The sequence below is a fragment of the Microlunatus sp. Gsoil 973 genome (assembly GCF_009707365.1).
Lineage (GTDB): Bacteria > Actinomycetota > Actinomycetes > Propionibacteriales > Propionibacteriaceae > Microlunatus.
Genome location: NZ_CP046122.1, coordinates 3,669,299 through 3,687,214, shown reverse-complemented (window position 1 = coordinate 3,687,214; position 17,916 = coordinate 3,669,299). Strand labels below are relative to the sequence as shown.

Annotated in this window: 18 protein-coding genes and 3 pseudogenes; 7 read left to right on the top strand and 14 right to left on the bottom strand. The window is 67.3% G+C overall.

Translation table 11 applies throughout. The annotated features are described in order from the left end of the window. Position 1: 1 nt before the first annotated feature. From GJV80_RS17415 to GJV80_RS24190, 4 genes and pseudogenes are all read right to left on the bottom strand, one after another. Positions 2–274, bottom strand: coding sequence for a DUF6295 family protein (locus tag GJV80_RS17415; RefSeq protein ID WP_154688981.1), 273 nt, complete (start codon positions 272–274; stop codon positions 2–4). A gap of 14 nt (positions 275–288) precedes the next feature. Continuing rightward, entirely contained in the window at positions 289–591 is a 303-nt protein-coding gene (locus GJV80_RS24620; RefSeq protein ID WP_255455484.1) for a dienelactone hydrolase family protein, read from the bottom strand. Beyond that, positions 566–1,012 (bottom strand): annotated as a pseudogene (locus GJV80_RS25180) (dienelactone hydrolase family protein); the annotation flags it as partial. The gene GJV80_RS24620 and the pseudogene GJV80_RS25180, both read right to left, overlap by 26 nt. Positions 1,013–1,186: 174 nt before the next feature. Continuing rightward, positions 1,187–1,333, bottom strand: a pseudogene (locus tag GJV80_RS24190) (hypothetical protein); the annotation flags it as partial. Positions 1,334–1,674: 341 nt separating this feature from the next. On the opposite strand from GJV80_RS24190, the gene GJV80_RS17400 reads away from it, so the two are divergent. Then, positions 1,675–2,097, top strand: coding sequence for an Hsp20/alpha crystallin family protein (locus GJV80_RS17400; RefSeq protein WP_154688980.1), 423 nt, complete (start codon positions 1,675–1,677; stop codon positions 2,095–2,097). Between the two features lie 237 nt (positions 2,098–2,334). On the opposite strand, the gene GJV80_RS17395 is transcribed toward GJV80_RS17400, so the two are convergent. Next, entirely contained in the window at positions 2,335–3,243 is a 909-nt protein-coding gene (locus GJV80_RS17395; protein WP_195908991.1) for a universal stress protein, read from the bottom strand. Positions 3,244–3,414: 171 nt separating this feature from the next. Here GJV80_RS17395 and GJV80_RS17390 point away from each other — a divergent pair, with 171 nt between their 5' ends. Further along, entirely contained in the window at positions 3,415–3,921 is a 507-nt protein-coding gene (locus GJV80_RS17390) for a universal stress protein (protein ID WP_154688978.1), read from the top strand. Positions 3,922–3,942: 21 nt separating this feature from the next. Here the strand turns inward: GJV80_RS17390 and GJV80_RS17385 are convergent, their stop codons facing one another. Further along, positions 3,943–5,679 carry a GAF domain-containing protein gene (locus tag GJV80_RS17385; protein WP_154688977.1) on the bottom strand — a complete coding sequence of 579 codons (1,737 nt, stop codon included), beginning with the start codon at positions 5,677–5,679 and terminating at the stop codon, positions 3,943–3,945. A 183-nt stretch (positions 5,680–5,862) separates the two neighbouring features. Between GJV80_RS17385 and GJV80_RS25175 the strand changes: the two genes are divergently transcribed. Further along, positions 5,863–6,150 (top strand): universal stress protein, encoded by a 288-nt coding sequence (locus GJV80_RS25175; protein WP_370518859.1) that lies wholly within the window; start codon positions 5,863–5,865, stop codon positions 6,148–6,150. A 48-nt stretch (positions 6,151–6,198) separates the two neighbouring features. Here GJV80_RS25175 and GJV80_RS17375 read toward each other — a convergent pair whose 3' ends face one another. After that, a complete protein-coding gene (locus tag GJV80_RS17375; RefSeq protein WP_154688976.1) occupies positions 6,199–7,116 on the bottom strand; it encodes a hypothetical protein in 918 nt (305 codons plus the stop codon). A 149-nt stretch (positions 7,117–7,265) separates the two neighbouring features. Further along, on the bottom strand, positions 7,266–8,180 hold the full coding sequence (locus tag GJV80_RS17370) for a cation diffusion facilitator family transporter (RefSeq protein ID WP_154688975.1): 915 nt from the start codon (positions 8,178–8,180) through the stop codon (positions 7,266–7,268). A gap of 118 nt (positions 8,181–8,298) precedes the next feature. Here GJV80_RS17370 and GJV80_RS17365 point away from each other — a divergent pair, with 118 nt between their 5' ends. Continuing rightward, entirely contained in the window at positions 8,299–8,844 is a 546-nt protein-coding gene (locus tag GJV80_RS17365; RefSeq protein ID WP_195908989.1) for a DUF1990 family protein, read from the top strand. An 84-nt stretch (positions 8,845–8,928) separates the two neighbouring features. Next, a complete protein-coding gene (locus GJV80_RS17360) occupies positions 8,929–9,495 on the top strand; it encodes a helix-turn-helix transcriptional regulator (protein WP_195908988.1) in 567 nt (188 codons plus the stop codon). 278 nt (positions 9,496–9,773) lie between these two features. On the opposite strand, the gene GJV80_RS17355 is transcribed toward GJV80_RS17360, so the two are convergent. From GJV80_RS17355 to GJV80_RS25170, 6 genes and pseudogenes are all read right to left on the bottom strand, one after another. Further along, positions 9,774–10,211 carry a DUF4913 domain-containing protein gene (locus tag GJV80_RS17355; RefSeq protein ID WP_154688973.1) on the bottom strand — a complete coding sequence of 146 codons (438 nt, stop codon included), beginning with the start codon at positions 10,209–10,211 and terminating at the stop codon, positions 9,774–9,776. Then, a complete protein-coding gene (locus tag GJV80_RS17350) occupies positions 10,208–12,019 on the bottom strand; it encodes a type IV secretory system conjugative DNA transfer family protein (protein ID WP_154688972.1) in 1,812 nt (603 codons plus the stop codon). Before GJV80_RS17350 ends, GJV80_RS17355 begins: the two co-directional genes overlap by 4 nt. Continuing rightward, positions 12,016–13,545 (bottom strand): ATP/GTP-binding protein, encoded by a 1,530-nt coding sequence (locus tag GJV80_RS17345; protein WP_154688971.1) that lies wholly within the window; start codon positions 13,543–13,545, stop codon positions 12,016–12,018. Before GJV80_RS17345 ends, GJV80_RS17350 begins: the two co-directional genes overlap by 4 nt. Beyond that, positions 13,545–15,053, bottom strand: a complete 1,509-nt coding sequence (locus tag GJV80_RS17340; protein WP_195908987.1) for an SCO6880 family protein — start codon at positions 15,051–15,053, stop codon at positions 13,545–13,547. The genes GJV80_RS17345 and GJV80_RS17340 overlap by 1 nt, the downstream gene beginning before the upstream one ends. A 45-nt stretch (positions 15,054–15,098) precedes the next feature. Next, the gene (locus GJV80_RS17335) at positions 15,099–15,395 is read right to left on the bottom strand and encodes a hypothetical protein (RefSeq protein WP_195908986.1); all 297 of its coding nucleotides are present in this window, start codon (positions 15,393–15,395) and stop codon (positions 15,099–15,101) included. Positions 15,396–15,516: 121 nt separating this feature from the next. Continuing rightward, positions 15,517–16,062: pseudogene (locus GJV80_RS25170) on the bottom strand (DUF6668 family protein); the annotation flags it as partial. Between the two features lie 174 nt (positions 16,063–16,236). On the opposite strand from GJV80_RS25170, the gene GJV80_RS17330 reads away from it, so the two are divergent. Together GJV80_RS17330 and GJV80_RS17325 are read left to right on the top strand one after the other, a co-directional pair. After that, on the top strand, positions 16,237–17,235 hold the full coding sequence (locus tag GJV80_RS17330; protein WP_154688970.1) for an NlpC/P60 family protein: 999 nt from the start codon (positions 16,237–16,239) through the stop codon (positions 17,233–17,235). 178 nt (positions 17,236–17,413) lie between these two features. Then, the gene (locus GJV80_RS17325) at positions 17,414–17,848 is read left to right on the top strand and encodes a hypothetical protein (protein WP_154688969.1); all 435 of its coding nucleotides are present in this window, start codon (positions 17,414–17,416) and stop codon (positions 17,846–17,848) included. Positions 17,849–17,916 lie beyond the last annotated feature (68 nt).

Sequence of the window (17,916 nt, the reverse complement as noted above, 5' to 3'; positions counted from 1 at the left end):
ATCAACCGGCGGCGATGATCTCCGGAGGAACCGCGGCAAGCGCGTCCTCGATGGCCCGCACCAGCGCTCGGGCCGAGTCCGCGGTCAGTTCGAGCGCCACCCGCTGGCCGGGGCCACCGGCAGATTCGGTGAGGTCGATGTTGAGGGCATGCCCGGCCATCACGTGCACCGGGTGGTCGTAGTAGACGGTTGCCCGGTCGACGTGGAACCACCGGCTGGACGGACCCTTCGCGCTCCCCGAGACATCGGTGATGACGGTGTTGTAGGTACACATGGCAGCCTCTCTGGTCAGCTCAGGTGGGTCCGGTAGAAGTCCGCGATCCGCTCCCAGCCGTCATTGGCGGCGGCGACGCGGTACGACGGCCGGTCGACGGCGAAGAACGCGTGACCGGCGTCGTCGTAGCGGTGGAATTCGTGCGGCTTGTCCAGGTCGGTGAGCCGCTGGTCGAGTTCGTCGACCTGTTCCGGCGTGGGTGAGCGGTCGTCGTTGCCGAACAACCCCAGCAGGGGGAGCCGACAACTTGGGCAGATGCTCGACCAGGTTCGGTCTCGAGGATTCCGGCGGCGGGGTTCCCACCACGAGCGCCCCATAACAGTCGACTGCCGCGTCAAGCTGCAGCGAGCACGCGGCAAGGACCGATTGCCGGCCACCCGAGCAGTAGCCGATCACGCCGACCTTGCCGCTGCTCCAGTCCTGCGCGCGCAGGTAGGCGGCGGCGCCGCCCACGTCGTCGACCAGCTGGGAATCGGACACTCCGCCCTGGGCGCGAACCGTTGCGGCGGCATCGCTCGGCTCAGCGCCCGGTGCCTGTCGCCAGTACAGATTGGGGCAGATCGCGTCGTATCCGAGTTCGGCGAACCGACGGACGATCTCCTTGGTCGCCCGGTCATAGCCGGGCATGTGGTGGATCACGACGACGCCGCCCCGCCGTCCCGCATCGTCTGGTGTGGCCAGATAGGCCTCGATCTCTGTGCCGTCGCCACTCGCGATCGTCACCGTGCGTGCGGTCATGGTGTCCGTCACCGATGCAGTCCTTCCGTCCTTGCGAGGCGATGTCCTCGGTGGTTGCAGGATAGAAGTCGTCACTGGGCGGTGACTGAGCGGCTCGGTGGGGAGCCGATGATCACCGGCGAGAGTGGTTGCTGGGAAGTTCCTGCTGGGCGTAACCAGCACCAGCTTCCATGATCACTCCCGTCGGCTCCGTGTGGGACGCCCGCTGCCGCGGAAGGCATCGAGTTGATCACGTAACGCGTGGTTCTCGTCCTGGAGCCGGAGCACCATCGCAACACCGGCGAGGTTCAATCCGGCGTCCATCAGCTCGCAGACCCGGCGGAGCCGGTCGACGTCATGCTGGCTGTAGCGGCGGGTGCCACCATCGGTCCTGGCCCGGTCTCACCAGGCCGGCCCGCTCGTAGGCGCGCAGGTTCTGGGCCCCGGTGCCCGAGAGCTCCGCGGCCACGGCGATCCCGAAAACCGGACGATCCGGACTTGGGCTCGACACCTCAGAGCAACCCCTTTCCAGGAACGATCCGCACTGCTCAGCGATCGGCGAAACACACCGAACTCCGCGGACTTGAATCTATCGGATCCACACGCTATATCTATGATAACTCCACAGATTAGTGGAGGTTGCGCATCGATGTTTCTGTAGATCCGATGGAGGTGAACCAAGGATGTTGATGCGTACCGACCCCTTCCGCGAATTCGATCGCCTTACTCAACAGGTGTTCGGCACGTCTGCCCGACCGGCCGTCATGCCGATGGATGCATGGCGCGACGGCGACACCTTCCACGTCGAGTTCGATCTGCCGGGGATCGACCCGGAGTCGATCGATCTCGACGTCGAACGCAACGTGTTGACCATCGGGGCCGAACGACCGGTCTCGGAGATGCCCGGCGAACAGATCGCCGCCGAGCGGCCGCGTGGCGTGTTCAGCCGGCAGCTGATCCTCGGCGACAACCTTGACCTGGACCAGATCTCCGCGTCCTACACCGACGGCGTACTCCGGATCCGGATCCCGGTGTCGGAGAAGGCCAGGCCCCGCAAGATCCAGGTCCTGTCCGAACAGCGGGAATCCAAGGCGATCACCAGCTGACCGGGGCCAGACATGGTCGGTGACCGGCGATCGAGGGCGGGTTGACGAAGCCCGTAAGACCATCAGCCCTCACCCGCGTGCGTATATCGGGTGAACTGTTGGCCGGGCTACCCGTTCACCGGCCCCGATCCGGTCGTGATCATCGGCGGTGTTGCGTCTGCCGGGCGGGCGACCCCTGACCGCCCGCCCGGCACGTCGCACCGGTTCTCAAACCCTCCCGTGATCACCGCCAGTTGGTCAGTGCGGCAGATCGACGACGGCAACCGGGCGGTCCGTCTCGTACAGCAGCCGGCGGCTCACTGATCCCAGCAGCAGACGACGTACCATGCCCCGGCCGTGCGAACCCACAACAATCAGTTGTGCGTCGTTGGCGTGGGCCAGGATCCCCTCGACCGTCGGACCCTGTACGACCGCGGACTCCGTCTTGACGTCGTTGGTCTCGTCGGTGCGCACCTGGTCGAGCAACTTCTCGATCGTCGCCAGCGCCCGCTCGTGTTCGTCCTGCTCGAAGCTGGTCATCACGCCGGGTTGCAGCGGGACACTGACCATCGGTAACTGGTAGGCCGTGACCGCACGGATCGAGGTTTTGCGGAGCAGCGCCTCCTGCAACGCGAACCGCAGCGCCGCCGCGCCGTACTCCGAGTCGTCGACGCCCACCACGATGGGTCCGCCGCGACTCGGTTCTGTGTCCTGGTCGGGGATCACGAACACCGGGCAGCCCGCCCGGGTGGCCACCCTGACGCTGACCGAGCCGATAAAGCTCTCGAACGCACCGAGCCCTCGGCTGCCAACGACGACCGCTTCGGCATCACTTGAGGCGGCGGACAGCACGGCGGCCGGTGAGCCGACCTCGGTACGGGTCCACATCCGGACGTCGGGAGCCACCTCGGCTGCCCGCCGGGCGGCAATGTCCAGCAGGTCCTGGCTGAACCTCGACATCTCCGTGATCGCCTTGTCGCCGATCGCTGTGTTGGTGAAGATGCCGCCGGTCCTGGGGAGGTCGACAGCGTGCACGATCTCCAGATCGCAGCCGGTCAACGAACTCTCCGCGGCAGCCCACTCGAGTGCTCGGGTGCTGCCGGTCGAGCCATCGATCCCTACAGTGATGTGCGTCATGATCAACTCCGTGTCGGTGCCATTGATCACCAAGTCTTCTTGTGCGCCGCCCGTCGTGCTAGGTCCACAGGTCCCCGGGGACCCGGGACCAATGTCAGGGCACATCTGCGTGCTTCTCTGTGGCTCACAGAGGAACTTGGTCCCGGGGTGGGCGGCCCAACGTCTGTAGCAGGACGGAACCAGGCGGGTCAGGCTGCGGTTATGGATCAATCGTTGTCAGCGAAGGAGACCAGCGCCCGGTTCCATGGGTCGGTGGTGGTGGGGTTGACCACGACGCCGGCATCCCGGGCTGCCTTTCGGTGGGCGAGTGACTATGCCCGCCGCACCGGCGCACGGCTGAGTGTCGTCTGCGTGCATCCGGCCAAGGATTCGCAGCCGACGGAAGTGTCGGTTCCGGACGTCAAACTCGACTGGAGTGCGCAGGCACGACGCACCATCGACCTCGAGTTCTCCTCCTCCCATCCGGAATCGGGCTGGACGCTGACACAGTTGATCGGGGAGCCGGGTCCGGAACTGGTGCGGGCCGCGGAGAACGCCCAGTTGCTGGTCATCGGCCGACACCATATGGCCCCGCACCGACCTGGGTCGCCGGTCGCCGCCTACTGCGCCGAGACCGCGACGGTACCCGTGGTCATTGTTCCTGCGCCGCAGGACGCTCACCTCGGCCCGAGCGCGACGGCTTCTACGGTTCTTCAGGCAAACCGCTGACGACGTGCCGACCTGTATCGCTCAGCTGCGCCCATTGACCGACGCCGTCCACTCGAGCAGCGTTCCACCGCCGTCGCGCGAAGTGATCCGCAGCGAACCGCCACGCTTTTCCGCACGGGTGGCCAGGTTGGCGACGCCGCTTCGGCGCTCGGGGTCCTTCGGCATGCCGATACCGTCGTCGGCCACCCGGATGGTCAGCTTCGTCCCCTTCAACTGGACGTCGATCGACACGGAGGACGCGTGGGCGTGACGCCTCACATTGGTCAGCGACTCCCGGACGCAGGCGATCACGTCGTCCAGGAGTGACGCGTCGACCACGGAATCCACGAGCCCGGTGAACGAGACGGCCGGAGCGAAGCCGAGCAGCGGTGTGACCTCACCGGCAATCTGGAGGATCCGGTTCCGCAACGCCTCCCCGGGCGTCGAGATGAGCCCGCCCTGCAGTGTGAAGATGCTGGTGCGGATCCGCCGGATCGCCCGGTCGATCTCGTCAACCTTTCCGATGATCCGCCTGGCGACGTCCGGTGATCCCTCGAGATGTCCGGCGATGCTCTCCAGCCCCAGGCCGACAGAGAACAGTTCCTGAATCACATGATCATGAAGATCCCGGGCGATTCTGTCGCGTTCCTCCAACATCACCATCTGCTCGGCGAACTCCCGGGCATCGGCCAACTGCAACGCCACGCTGGCATGGGCGGCGAAGCCGCTGGCCATCCGAACGTCTGCGTCGGTGAATCCGGTCCGGCCTCGCCGCCGGATCAGTGTGAGCGCACCCCTGGTCCGCTCCTCGTCCCGCAGCGGGACGACGATGAGCGGTCCAGCGTCCATGATCAAAGCCAGATTCGCAATGGGCAGCGGACCACCAGCCAGTGGATTGTCCAGCAGCAGTGGCTCTCCGGACTCGATCACCTGACTGGCGATCGTCTCGTTCAACGGGAACCGACGACCGAGCAGATCCTCGGCGCCCTGGCCGAACGCTGCTTCGACCATCACGGCTTCATCGGTCGGGTCGACCAGGCTGACGGTCACCAGATCGGATCCGGACACATCAATCGCTCGTCGCGCGATGGTCCGCAGGGGGTCTTCGCCGGTGCTACTGAGCAACTGTGCCTGCACCTCCGCGGACGCCTCGGACCAGCGGTGTTCCTGTTGGGCCTCGCGATACAGCCGAGCGTTGTTGATGGCTGTTCCGGCGGCCGAGGCCAGCGCACTGAGGAGTTCTTCGTCTTCTGCGCTGAACCGTCCGTTGACGCTGTCGGTCAAGTAGAGATTCCCGTAGACCTCGTCCCGGATCCTGATCGGCACCCCGAGGAAGGATTCCATGGGCGGATGATCCGCTGGGAAACCCGCCGACCTCGGATCGTCACTCATCCGGTCGAGTCGAATTGGCCGCGGATCACTGATCAGCGCTCCGAGCAATCCCTTGCCTTCGGGCAGGTGCCCGATCTTTGTCGCCGACTGGTCGTCGATCCCGACATAGATGAACTGCTCCAAGTGATGATCATTCCCGATCACACCAAGCGCGGCATAGCGGCTACCGACGAGCTCCCTGGCGGACTCGATGATGCGCCGCAGGATCCGTTCCAGCGACAGGTCGCCGCTAACGGACTGGGTTGCACGCAGCAGGTTCCTCAGTCGGCCCTGCGCCCGCCTGACGCTCTCCGCTCGGCTGACCAGCTGGTCGATCAGCTCGTCGAGCTCGAGCTTGGGCGCGTCAGGGAAGTTCAGCTGGTACCCCGAGTCACCCTCACCACCCATACCCGACACGGTACGCGCGGCAGCGTTTCCGTGCGACGGTCAATTTCTCACTGCCCACTCAGCGGTCACGTGCGATCTGTGGGCGAATGTCCCGGTCCCTTCGGGGACTTTCGGAGCTGGCCAGAGGACCATCGCCGCTGGTGCGGGGAAACCGCCGGGACAACGCTGGTGCTGGCAGTTCTGATGGTCGGCAAGCCACAAGGAGGTCGGCAGATGACCAGAGAAACCGTCGTTGTCGGAATCGATCAGTCAGTTCAGTCCGAGGCTGCACTGCAATGGGCGGCCGACTATGCGCGCCGGACCGGAGCCACACTGCGGGCTGTGGCGGTACACCCACGGTGGTCGCCGAGCCTGCCGTACTCCGTGGGAGTAGCCGGCATACCGATGACCCATGAGCCGGCAATGGTCCAATCAGGGCACGTGGCGATGCAACATCTGTTCGACTCGATCCGACCCGAGTCGCATTGGTGATCAGCGGGCGAGGACGCAGCAGTCGGACCACAGCTGCGCCCGGTCGCATCAATCGGCGGATTCCCTGATGACGTCGAGCAGTAACCGCCGTTGCGGGGTCGGCGACGCCTGATCCGCCGGACCGATCTGCAACACGGCCTGCGGGGACGCGGCGCTGCCGATGATGTCCTGGATCCGGGCGCGGACGGCGGCTACCTCGATCGCGGGCAGGCAGAGGTCGGCGGCATACCCGGAACGGGCCAGCTCCAGCAACATGCGTTGCATGGCCTCGCCGGCGGTGATCCAGTCCTCAGCAGCGTCACCCGGAGTGACGAGCACCGAGGTGAGCAGGTACGCCTCCGACTGGACCGGGCTGTTGCTCCATTCCGATGACCCGAGTACTCCCGCCGAGGACCACCGGGCAGTCCGCGCATCCTGATCCGGCCGGTACACCTGCTCGGCGTGGTCGATCGCCTGCTGCAGTGCCGTCCGACTCGTCGGCCCGGTGGCCGGGATCAGCTCCGCGCCGGAGGCCACTGCCGCAGCACGGAGCCGTTCGCTGAGGTACATCGGGTCGGCCGGGCTCCGTCGGACGGAGTCGTCGGGCCCGGCCTGGACCCACGGATTGAGCTCGGCCAGCACCGGATCTGCTACCCCGGTCCCGGTTGAGGACACGGTGGCCGTCGCGATCAAGGTCTCGTCGGGAAGGTTGGCCGGAGTACGCCGGATGTCAGCCTGCCAGCCGTCCGCGGCCACCGAGGTACGGACGTTGAACAACGCACAGCCACAGCTGATCAACAGTTGGCGACCCATACGGTCAAGGGACATCAGCCATCGGCCCGGATCGGCGTGCACGGCGAGGTCGTCGGGGGTCAGCCGCAGGATCCAGGGTTGGGTGTTGTAGACCGACGGGGCGTAGGTCGCCTGGATCGCGGCGTGTCTGAGGACCACGGCCCCCGCCGTTCCCGATGCTGCCGTCGAAGCCAACGTCGTCTCCCGTCGGTTAACCGCCGTCGCTGAGAGCCTTGTCCATCGGGCCCGATGGTCATAGGGACCTTTGGCACCTGCGTGATGGGCGCAGTTCCGACCCGGACCACGGCGTCCGTGTGCCCGCGTCCAGCGACGCCGGCCGAGGCTCAGGCGTGCGGCACGTGCTCGTGGCGTTGGTGGGTGTCCGGCTCCAGTTGGAAGGTGGAATGTTCCACACTGATCGCGAAGTGCCGCGCCACACACTCCTGCAGTTGATCAAGGATCTGTGGTGTGTGACCGTCGGAGAAGCACTCCTGGTCCAGGACCAGGTGCGCCGTCAGGACCGGCAGCCCGGAAGAGATCTGGGAGGCGTGCAGGTCGTGCACCTCGCGTACGTGATCAACGCCGAGCAGATGCTGCCGGACGACCTCCAGGTCCAGATCCGGAGGGGTGGCTTCCATCAGCACATTGATCGTCTCGCGCATCAGCGTGAACGCGCGCGGCAGGATCAGCGCACCGATCAGCAGGGCGGCGACCGAGTCGGCACGCTGCCAGCCTGTCAGGGTGATCACGATCGCGGCGACGATCACACCGGCCGATCCGAGGGCGTCGTTGAGCACCTCGAGGAACGCCGCCCTCAGATTGAAGTTGGCGGACCGGCCAGCGGACAGGACGGCGATGGAGACCAGATTGCCGAGCAGGCCGACGATGCCGAACACCAGCAGGCTGCCCGACGGGATCTCCGGCGGCGACAGCAACCGACGGATGCCCTCGACCAACACGAACAGGCCGACGGTGAAGAGCACCGCCGCCTGGGCGGTGGCGGCGATCACCTCGGCCCGTTGATAGCCCCAGGTCCGCCGATCAGTGGCCGGTCTGACCATCAGGTTCGCCGCCAGGAGTGCGACAGCCAGTCCGCCGGCGTCGGTCAACAGGTGGCCGGCATCGACGATCAGTGCCAGCGATCCGGTGACTGCCGCGCCGATGATCTCCGCGACCAGGATCACCGCGGTGATCGCGAAGGCGACCGTCAGACGCGTCCGGTTCTGCGCCGTCCCGGCGCCGTGATCATGGGTGCTCATGGTCCCGCCGTGCCGGATCGGTGGAGACCGCACCTGCTGGCATGCGGAGCGGCTTTCAGCACGGCTCAACGATACAGTCGAGCTGATTCACCGATTGATGACGCAAAGTGGGGTTCCGATGCCCGATTCACAGCTCCGCGTCGTCGAGTCCCTCGCCGACCGGTTCACGACGACACCGTTCAGCTATCCCGAGGTCGGCGCCACCCGTCAAGATCAACTCCCTCGCGGGTACCGCCGGCTCGAGGCGCGGATCGACGTCGGTCACGGTCGGCAGCGCTTCCTGGAGGTCTCCGACCGGCTGCTGACCTGGCAGATCCATTCCGAATCCGGTCTGGCACTGCAGGTATCCGACCCACAGGTGCGGCAGGGCGCCATCCTGATCGCCACGCTCCCGCTGGGTCCGGTCAAGATCGACACCAGGTGCCGGGTCGTGTATCTGATCACCGACGACCGGCGAGCCGCCTTTGCGTACGGGACTCTGCCCGGCCATCCGGAGACAGGGGAGGAACGGTTCGACGTGGAACTCACCGATGATGACCGGGTGGTCTTCAATCTCCGGGCCTTCTCCCGCAACGCCTGGTTGCTGGCCCGACTCGGCAGCACGGTCAGCAACCGCGTGCAGGCGATGGTCAATCGTCGCTACCTGGCGGCTGCAGCATCCTGAGTCCGCCCGGTGACTGCCCGCGGACGCAGCCGGATGTGGTCCTTCCGGCGGTTATGTTGGCCGGCGTCGGAGATCAAAGGTGCGGTGCCCAACCGGGAGGAGGCGACGGTGGCCGAGTCGCCGCCCAGCAGCTCGACGAGCAGGGCCACTTCAGGGGATCCACCGCTGGTGGTCCTCCGCCGGTTGCGACACAGGCACATCGTGGATCGGCTGGACTATCTCCGAGGGCTCCGCCGCCTTGCCTCCGGGATGACGCAGGCAGATCTGGCCAGGGCGCTCGGCCTGACCCAGCCGTCGATCAGCTCGGCGCTCAAGTCGGCCGCCAAGATCGCCGATCCGCCCGCCGGGTTCTCCGGGGCCAGCGTGTACGAGATCGCGCAGCGTTTCACGGCGGGAGAACTCAGCAGGGACGAGTTGATCGACCAGCTCAGCCGCTGGCCGGAGTCGTCCGGGAGCGAGCACGGCGGTCGGATGGCTGTGGACAGCCACGTCGAGTCACTGCACGAATTGGGTAAGGCCTTGGAGGACGGGCTGCTGGACGAGGCGGCGTACCAGGCGGTGTTCGTTCGGCGCAAGGAGCTTCGGCCGGCTGTCCAGGGGGCGGCCGGCCGACAGCGGCGAGAGCACTTGGAATTGACTGGCCCGGACTGACGATGACCGCCCAGCCGAATCCCCCACGGCTTCGGCTGGGCGGCCATCGCATCAGATGTCACCGGCGGTCGATGGCGTCTGGCACGGACAACCATCGACGTGCAACGTCCTAGGGCGTCACAGGTCACATCCCCCAATGGTCACCATGGGCCCCGGGTAGGAGGTCCATGGCTCTCTCCCAATCGATACGCTAGCACCGGATGTCCGAAATCGGACATGTCCAACACGGACATTTCCTCAAGATCGTGTCAATTTCAATCAGGTGCGCGGCCTGGGCATCAGAGCGGCCGCGACCGGACGTCGGGGAACATTCCCTCCGGCGGTGCTGCATAGGGCAACGGCTCACCCCGCCGGTTGGTGTTGGCCGGGTCGTCGGCGGTGTCGGCGAAGACTCCGTCCGGGTCCAACAGGACCGGCATGTGATAGTCGGCGTGATCACGCCACCAGACGCTCATCCCGGTCGACGGGTCCTGTCGCAGATACTCCCAGGAGCGCCACAGTGCCTCCAGTCGAGCGATCGCCTCGCCGTAACTCCACCAGCGGGCCGACCACACCCGGTTGCGGCCGTCGACCCGCCGCTTGTACATGTGCCGCAGGAAGTCCCGGACGAACTCGTCGACGTTGCCGTAGTAGAGCGTGACCTCCGCCTCGGTGCCGAAATCGTCCACGTCGTAGGGCTGAGCGTCGCGCGGTGCCGGGTCGAGCAGATCGGTCATCTCTTCGTCTCCTGCATCAGGTCCGTCGCGGACAGGGTGGCCATCGACGACGGCGCCGTCGAGGAGAACGGACCGTCGACGGTGCGCGGGGATCGCGGATCGTGGGTGGCGATGCAGGCCCGCACCCGGTCGGCGTACGGGCGGGACATCCACGGCAGAGTCCTGATCAGGGTCGGTCGCGCCCCGGATGCCAGGACCAGGGCCCGGCCCTTCGGCATGGCGGCCAGATCGGCGACGTCGAGGATGCGCTCCCGCTGGAGTTGCTGGGAGACCGTCTTCTGCCCTCGGCTGCTTGAGGTGGAGGAGGCGAGCCGGTCGTAGTCGCCGATCAGCCGGGACAGGTCCTCCAGGAACTGGGCCTCGGACACGCCGCCGCCGTAGATCTTGATGTTCGCAGCGCTCCACAGCTTCTTCATCCCGGACTCGCCCCAGACGTCGACACCCTGGGACCAGGACTGCAGGATCGTCATCAGCACGATGCCGCGTGATCCGTAGTGGCTGTAGAGGTCCGGCAGATCCTTCCAGCGGCAGACGTTGGCGGCCTCGTCGAGCACCCCGAGCATCGGTGTGGGCAGCCGGCCGGCCGGTGATCGGGCGGCCGCCTCCTCGGCAGCCTCGACAACTGCAACCGTGAGCGCGGTGACCAGTGGCCCGGCCGTCCCGCGTCCCTCCTTGGACAGCGAATAGAGCGTTGCTGAGGAGCTGACGAATGCGGTCGGGTCGAAGTGCGGACGCCAGGTCGATGTCTCGGTCGGTGGGGTGATCCAGCGGGCGACGGACCGGTTGGTCAGGCAGGTCGCCATCTGCTGCGCGGTGCCGTAGATGCCGCCACGTTGGCGCTCCGGGGCGGTGACCACGCCGGCCACCTGGTCGGCGGTCAACGTGTAGCCGCGGCCACGCAGGATGTCCACCGGCGTCTCGTCGGTCGGCCGGGTGACCCAGGCGTAGACCTGGGTGATCGGCCGCCGGTCGAGGGCCGCCGCAAGCAGCAGCCCGGCGAGCAGATCCTGTCCGGCCGGATCGAAGAATGCGTCGGTGCGTGCACCCGGGTCACGAGTGCCGGCGGCGAAGTGTTCGGCCAGCCGGGACGCCTTGACCTCGTCGGTGACATAACTCAGGGGATCCCACCACCAGGTCGGTTCCTCACCCGCGATCGACTGCGGATCGAAGATCCACACCGGAGCGGTTTTCGCCCGCAGATCCCGGGTGGCGTCGACGACATCACGCTTGTTGGAGGTGACCAGCACAGCGCCCGGCGCGTCGAGGATCGCGGGGATGGCCCGGCTGGTCGTCTTGCCACTCCGCGGCCCGGAGATGTCGATGTGCATGTCCTCCCATGAGCCGTACAGCGGGCGGTCGCCCTGGACGGTGCGGCCGATCAGCACTCCTGGTGAACCGACCACACCGAGGCGGGCTGCGGTGCGGAGGGCGGACCGCTCGCTGAGACTTTCCACCTCCTTGCCACGGCCGAGGACCGTCGCCGTCCTGTCGACCCGGCTGCCGATCTGCCTGAACCGATGGACCAGCCGCCACACCAGGATCACCGTCCCGAGCAGGAGCACTGACGCGGCGATGAGCACCGGCGTTGCGGCTGCGGGCCAGGGGAGGTCGCCGATGATCGTCGCAAAGAGGAGCTCCAACGGATCGGCGGGCAACCGGGTGCGGCCACCGTCGATGACGTTGCCCAACCGCACTCCGACGTTGATCAGCAAGGTCGTCCCGGCCACCAGCGCGATACCGGCCAACAGCAGAAGCAACTCGGCCGACAACCCGCCCGGATCGCGGCGGCGGTTGCTTGGCCGGCTCACGACTCCTCCTGCCGATCAGCGCTGATCCGGCTCTGCTCGTGCCACAACCGGTTGGTGTCGTGGATTCCGCGCTCGACGCTGGTCAACTGCACACTGATCGGGATACCCGGCCGACCGCCGACCTTGATCAGGAACTTTCCGCGTCCCGGCGGGTCGGTCTCCCGGCCGGTGGCAGGATCCCATGCCGGCGGGTCCTGCCAGCCGATCAACATCTGCTGCTCGGTGAACGAGAAGGGCACTGCCGAGGTCAGCTGCGGCATCTCGGCCGATGGCAGGCCACCGCAGATGACCATGCCGGACCGTTCGACGAAACCTTTGGCCTTCATCCGGTCCTCCTCGGCGGGCAGCGCCAGCAGGTCGCTCATCGTGTGACTGATCATGGCCATCCCGACGCCGCGCTGCCGGTTCAACCGGGTCAGCGCATCGACCCGATCAACCATCCCGCGGCCGGCGCGCAATGCGCGCCACAGTTCGTCCAAGATCACGAAGTAGTGCCTGCGCGGCTCGAGTCCGGCATCGGCCAGCGCATTGGCGACGTTGACCGTGCCGAAGCCCGCCGACCAACAGGCCAGCAACGTGGCCGCCTGGAGATCCAGCTCCGAGTCATCGACGGCCGAGACGTCGTAGACCATCGGCGTGTCCCGGCGCATCGGGCTGGTGGTCTGCCGGGAGAAGGTCTCCCCGAGTCGTCCGCCGCTGGTCAGGCCGATCAGCGACGCCTCGAGATTCTCGGTGATGTCCTGGTAGCGCCGATGATCGCCGCGGTCGAGGGCGACCGATCTGACTTCGTCGGGGCCATCCTTGATCACCCGAAGCAGATCGCCGAGGACCGGTACGCCGGGGTGCCGGGCGTCGAGCACCCGCAACGCCCGATCGATGATCGTCTCCTCCCGGTCACTGGGCGGGGCAGATCGCATGATCGACAGCAACGCCGAAACCATCGTCTGCCGGCGACCGTGTGCGTCGGCCAGCACCTGCGCGGCTTCCCGCCGGTAGCCCCGTGACTCCAGTCGGTGCGCCGCTTCGGTCGCCTCGCCGGGATCCAGCACGTTGAGATGCCCCCGACCGCGGCCGAGCGTGATCACCTGACCACCGAGCGCCCGGATCAGGGCGACGTAGTCGGGCTTGAGATCGCCAAGCACCAAGGGCATCACCCCGTAGCCCGACAGTCCGGTCGCCATCCGCCGAACACAGGTCGACTTGCCGAGGCCCGGCTTTCCGAGCACGAAGGCACTGGGATTGCTGATCAACTTCGCCCGTTGGAACCAGGCGATGGGATCGCAGCACAGCGTCGCACCGGTGTGGATGTGTCGACCGAGCGGAACTCCGACCATCGGCGTTCCGGTACCGATCGCGTACGGCCACAAACCGCAGACCTGGACTGTCGTTCCGCGCCATTCGTCCGGTGCCTGGAGATAGGTGGATTCCCCGCGGCCCCGGCCCAGCCAGCCGCGCATCGGCGGCCGTAACGGGCGGAGCCGCGTCGGCTTGCGTTCCTTCGACCCGCGCTGCCTCGTCCCCATCATCAGAACTTGTCCCTCACTTCACTGGGCACCCGCAGGTGCTTGGCGAGCACCAGGCCGAGCGGCAGCGCCGCGGCGAAGGCGCTGTCCTGGCTGCCGTAGACCGGCCGGAGCCTGACCCGAGCCGCTGCGGACAGGTTGTCGATCGCGGCTCGGGCGTCCGCGGCGCGGGAACTGTCGAGCACGGTGGCGGTGACCAACATGCCGAAGTTGACCAGCCCGGCTCCGGCCGCCTCCTCGCTTGCCGTGGCGGCCGCCGACCGCACTGCCAGGACGTCGCGGGCGGCCGGTTTCGCCGAAGAGGTCTGCCGGAACTCCGCGGCCCGCAGATCGGCCTCGACCATCGCCGCCGCTCGGGCGGCGTCGATCGGGCGATAGAGCAGGGTCACCCGCTTGCGCGCGATGTCCCGGTGCGGGGCGAGCAGCCGCGCCAGGACGCCGGACTGCACGCTGCCACGCGGAGCCTGTGTCATCGCCCAGGTGCAGGAGTAGGCACCGTCGTGCCGGTAGCCATCCCACGACGCCTGCGTCGCCGTTGGCCCGACGTCGGTCCAGAGGAGCTCCGGCGGATCACCGATGGCATGGGCCTCGTCGATCAGCAAGGCCGAAGCGGGGTCGTACGCGATCCGGATCGTTTCGCACAGTTCTTGTGCCGAGAGCGGGTGTGCCGCTCCGGCGCCGGTCGCCTGCAGGCCGCCGGTGAATCCAGCCATCCGCGCGGCGATCTCGCGGCCCATCTCCTCGGCGCCGCGCTTCTTGCCGCCCGCCCTGCTCAGGGCCGAGAAGGTGATCGCAACATAGGCCTTCACCGTCGACGACCCGGCCGGGTAGCTGTCCACCGCCTCGGCGAGCACCGCCCTGGCGAACGGCGGCGCGGCGGGATCGAGCTGCAGTTCGACCTCGCGGCGCAATCGCGTGCCCGAGTCCGGCGCGGTCTCGATCGTCACCGCAGCCGCCTCGAGTCCCGTCTCGTCGCCCAGACCTGCCAGCCAGTGCCCCCATTCGGCGACCCAGAGGTCGATCTGTTCCTGGTCGACCAGCGCGGCACCGTCCGGTTCGGTACCGATCACGATCGAGTAGCTGCCGCTCGCGGGCGTGTGAATCATTGCGAACCGTCGGCCATAGGAATCGGTGTGTTCGCTCAGCCGCGTCGGGGCTGCCAGCCCGGGCAGTTGGTTCGTACCCCACAGGGTGCGGCCGAGTGGTCCGGAGCGGTACAGCTGGCTGCCCTTGGACCGGGCGGCCGCCCAGCCGATCCGAGCCGCGCCCCGAGAGATCAGACTCTTGCCGTGTCCGTCCTTGGTCAGCAACAACAGCAGGACAACCGCCAACCCGAAACCCATGATCGCCGCAGGGACAACGCCGGCGATCATGACGGTGAAGACCACCATGATCAAACCGCCCAGCAACAGCGCCGTACCCATCGAACCGAGACCGAGCAGACCTGGGGACGTCGGACGTCGCCAGTTGCCGTACGTCCTCGGGCCTCGTGTCGCGGAGTCGACCGCCATCCGAATGTCACCTGCCTGTGCTGAGGACCGGAAACCGGTGTCGGGTCAGGAGAGGAAGCCGACCAGTGATCCGGCAGCAGAGATCACGATCACCCCGCCCAGGGCCATGCCGATCCGGCCGACGTGTTCACCGCCCTCGCCCCGGCGCGCGTTGATCGCCATCATGGCGCCGGCCGCGATGAGCCCAAGGACGCAGACCGCGAGCGCGACCCATTTGGCCCAGCCCAGGATCGTTGTGAAGCCGTCCAGACCTTCCGGCATCTGTGCCTTCGGGTTGGGGATGTCGAGCGGGATCAGTGCCACCCAGTGGGTCAGCGTCGCGATGAGCCCTGCGTGCATCATCGGTTCTCCTTTCTGTTGCCGGTGTTCTCTTCACCGGTGGTGCGAAGCGGTCGAGTTCGTCGATCATTCGACGAACGGGTCGGGGAAGATCGCCGCGGGAAAGATCACCGGGATCACCGACCCGCCAGCTCTCGATCCACGGCAGCTGCCACAGGCGCGGGACTCCTCCGCCGATCAGCCGGGTGAGATCCTGCAGCGATCGGGGAAGCCGCCCGGGAGCGTCGGCGATCACCACCAGGCCGACCAGATCGGCCTGCGGGACAAGCCCGGAGGCCCACTGCCGCGCGGCAGCCTGCGCCGACCGCAATCCCCGAAGATGTGATCGGGCGACCAGCAGAACCGAGGCAGGAACCGAGTCGCGGACCACGGGCCAGGCGTGCCGGGCCGCTGCCCAGGTCGGGGACAGGGACGCGAGTGTCGACTCTCCGGCGCCGCCGTGTGTGCCCAACACCCAGAGTTGCGCCGGCCGTGGATGGGACCTGCTGGGCAGCCGATCGCCGACACCGGGCGCCGGAACATCCCGCTGCGGCTCCACCGGGCCGGTCGCGGGCGGCAGCAGCCGGCTGGCACGCACACCCGGACCGGACGGCTGCGCCGCCGCCGTGACACCCACGGATTGGGCTCCTGGGACATCGGATGGGACCTCTCGACGATTCGGATGTCGCATCGGAAGCTCAGCACGTCAGCGACCGCCGGTGGGGCTGAGCAGCCGTCGGACGCCAGGATCTGTGGATAACTGCTATCTGTGGACAATTGGCCGGACCTCCGGGCTGGGAACGCCATGATCGCCGGTACGACGTGGAGCATCCGCGACACGTGACGGACCGCGGGGAGGTGGTTCATGATCAGTGCGAAGGTCGCCGCCGTCGTCGCGGTGATCTGCGCACCGCTGGTGATGTTGATGCTGGTGCTCGGGTTGATCGTGTTCGGTGCGGTCGGTGAGGATTCGCATACGGGGGCAGGAGTTCTGCTCCCCGGGAGCGTGCCCGGGGGTTACGAACGATTCGTCAGCCGGGCCGGGACCCGCTGCCCGGAGATCACCGCACCGCTGATTGCGGCGCAGTTGCAGCATGAATCGGGCTTCGACGTCAGAGCAGTCTCACCGGTCGGCGCTCAGGGGATAGCGCAGTTCATGCCGGCGACCTGGCACAGCTGGGGAACCGACCACAGCGGTGACGGTGTGGCCGATGTCTGGAATGCCGCTGATGCGATCGGCAGCCAGGCCGACTACCTGTGCAGGCTGGTCGGCATGATCAGATCCTGGATCGCTCAGGGCAGGGTGAACGGTGACGTCGTCAGCCTTGCGCTGGCCGGCTACAACGCCGGTCCGGGGGCGGTGTTGATGTCGCACGGAGTTCCGGCGATCCCCGAGACCCGGGACTACATCAAGATCATCCTGGCAACTCGGAAGCGGTTCGCCGGTGCCGGACCGCCGCCGGAGAGCGGCCGGCTCGAGACAGCGATCGCTGCGGCCGAAGCCGAAGATCATGATCGGTACGTCTTCGGCGCCGACGGGCCGGACGCCTGGGATTGCTCCAGCCTGATGCGGCATGCGTGGCACGCAGCAGGCGTCGACCTGCCGCGGACCACTTTCCAGCAGGTGGGTTCGCCGTTACTTCGACACGTGGCGTGGCAGGACAGGCGGCGCGGCGATCTCGTCTATTTCCACATCGAGGGCGGCGCGCTACCCGATCATGTCGGGCTGATCCTCAGTGATCATCTGATGATCCACGCGTCGCATCCCCATCCCGACCCGGAGGACGACATCGTGCGGGCCGACTACACGACGAGCTACTACCGGGACGCCGAACCGGTCGTGATGCGGGTGACCGGGGGATGAGCCGCAGATTCGGTACTGCGCTGACGATCGGTGCCGCCCTGCTGATCACCGGTTGCGCAGCCCCGGCGCACCCGACCGCATCGCCGCCCCGGTCCCCGCCCGGATCACCTGCCGCGGATCCGACGATGGCCGCGGCCGGCCCGGTCCCGCCGAACCTTCCGACGGGCAGCCCTCGGGGGTGACGCCGGCGCTGCGCACCGTTGATCGACACCGAGTCGATGCCGTCGCAGCGGCCTTCGTCGTACGCCTCCAGCTGTGGGACACCCGGTTGGACCGGCGACCCAACGACGCGGTGCGCCGTGCAGCCGCCTTCGCCACACCCGCGCTGCGGTCCCGGTTGCTGGCCGGACAACCGCTGAGCGCACCGGGCGAGCGGTGGACCCGACTGGTCGAGCATCATGGCTGGACCACGGTACGGGCCGAGATCGGCGGAATCGGTGAGAGTCCGCCGACCGTCGACCATCGGGCGGTACGGGCAGTGACCCCCGTCTGCATGGATCATGGGTCGGACGGCTGGACGAGCTTCCCCGAACCGCTCGGGACTTACATCGTCGTGCTGGAACGGGCGGGCACGGGTCAAGTCTGGGCCGTCAGCGGCTATACGATCCAATGACGGTCCTCGGGCGCCCGGGGATACCGTTCATCGGCTACCACCTGACCCCCTCGGCCCTGACCCCCATC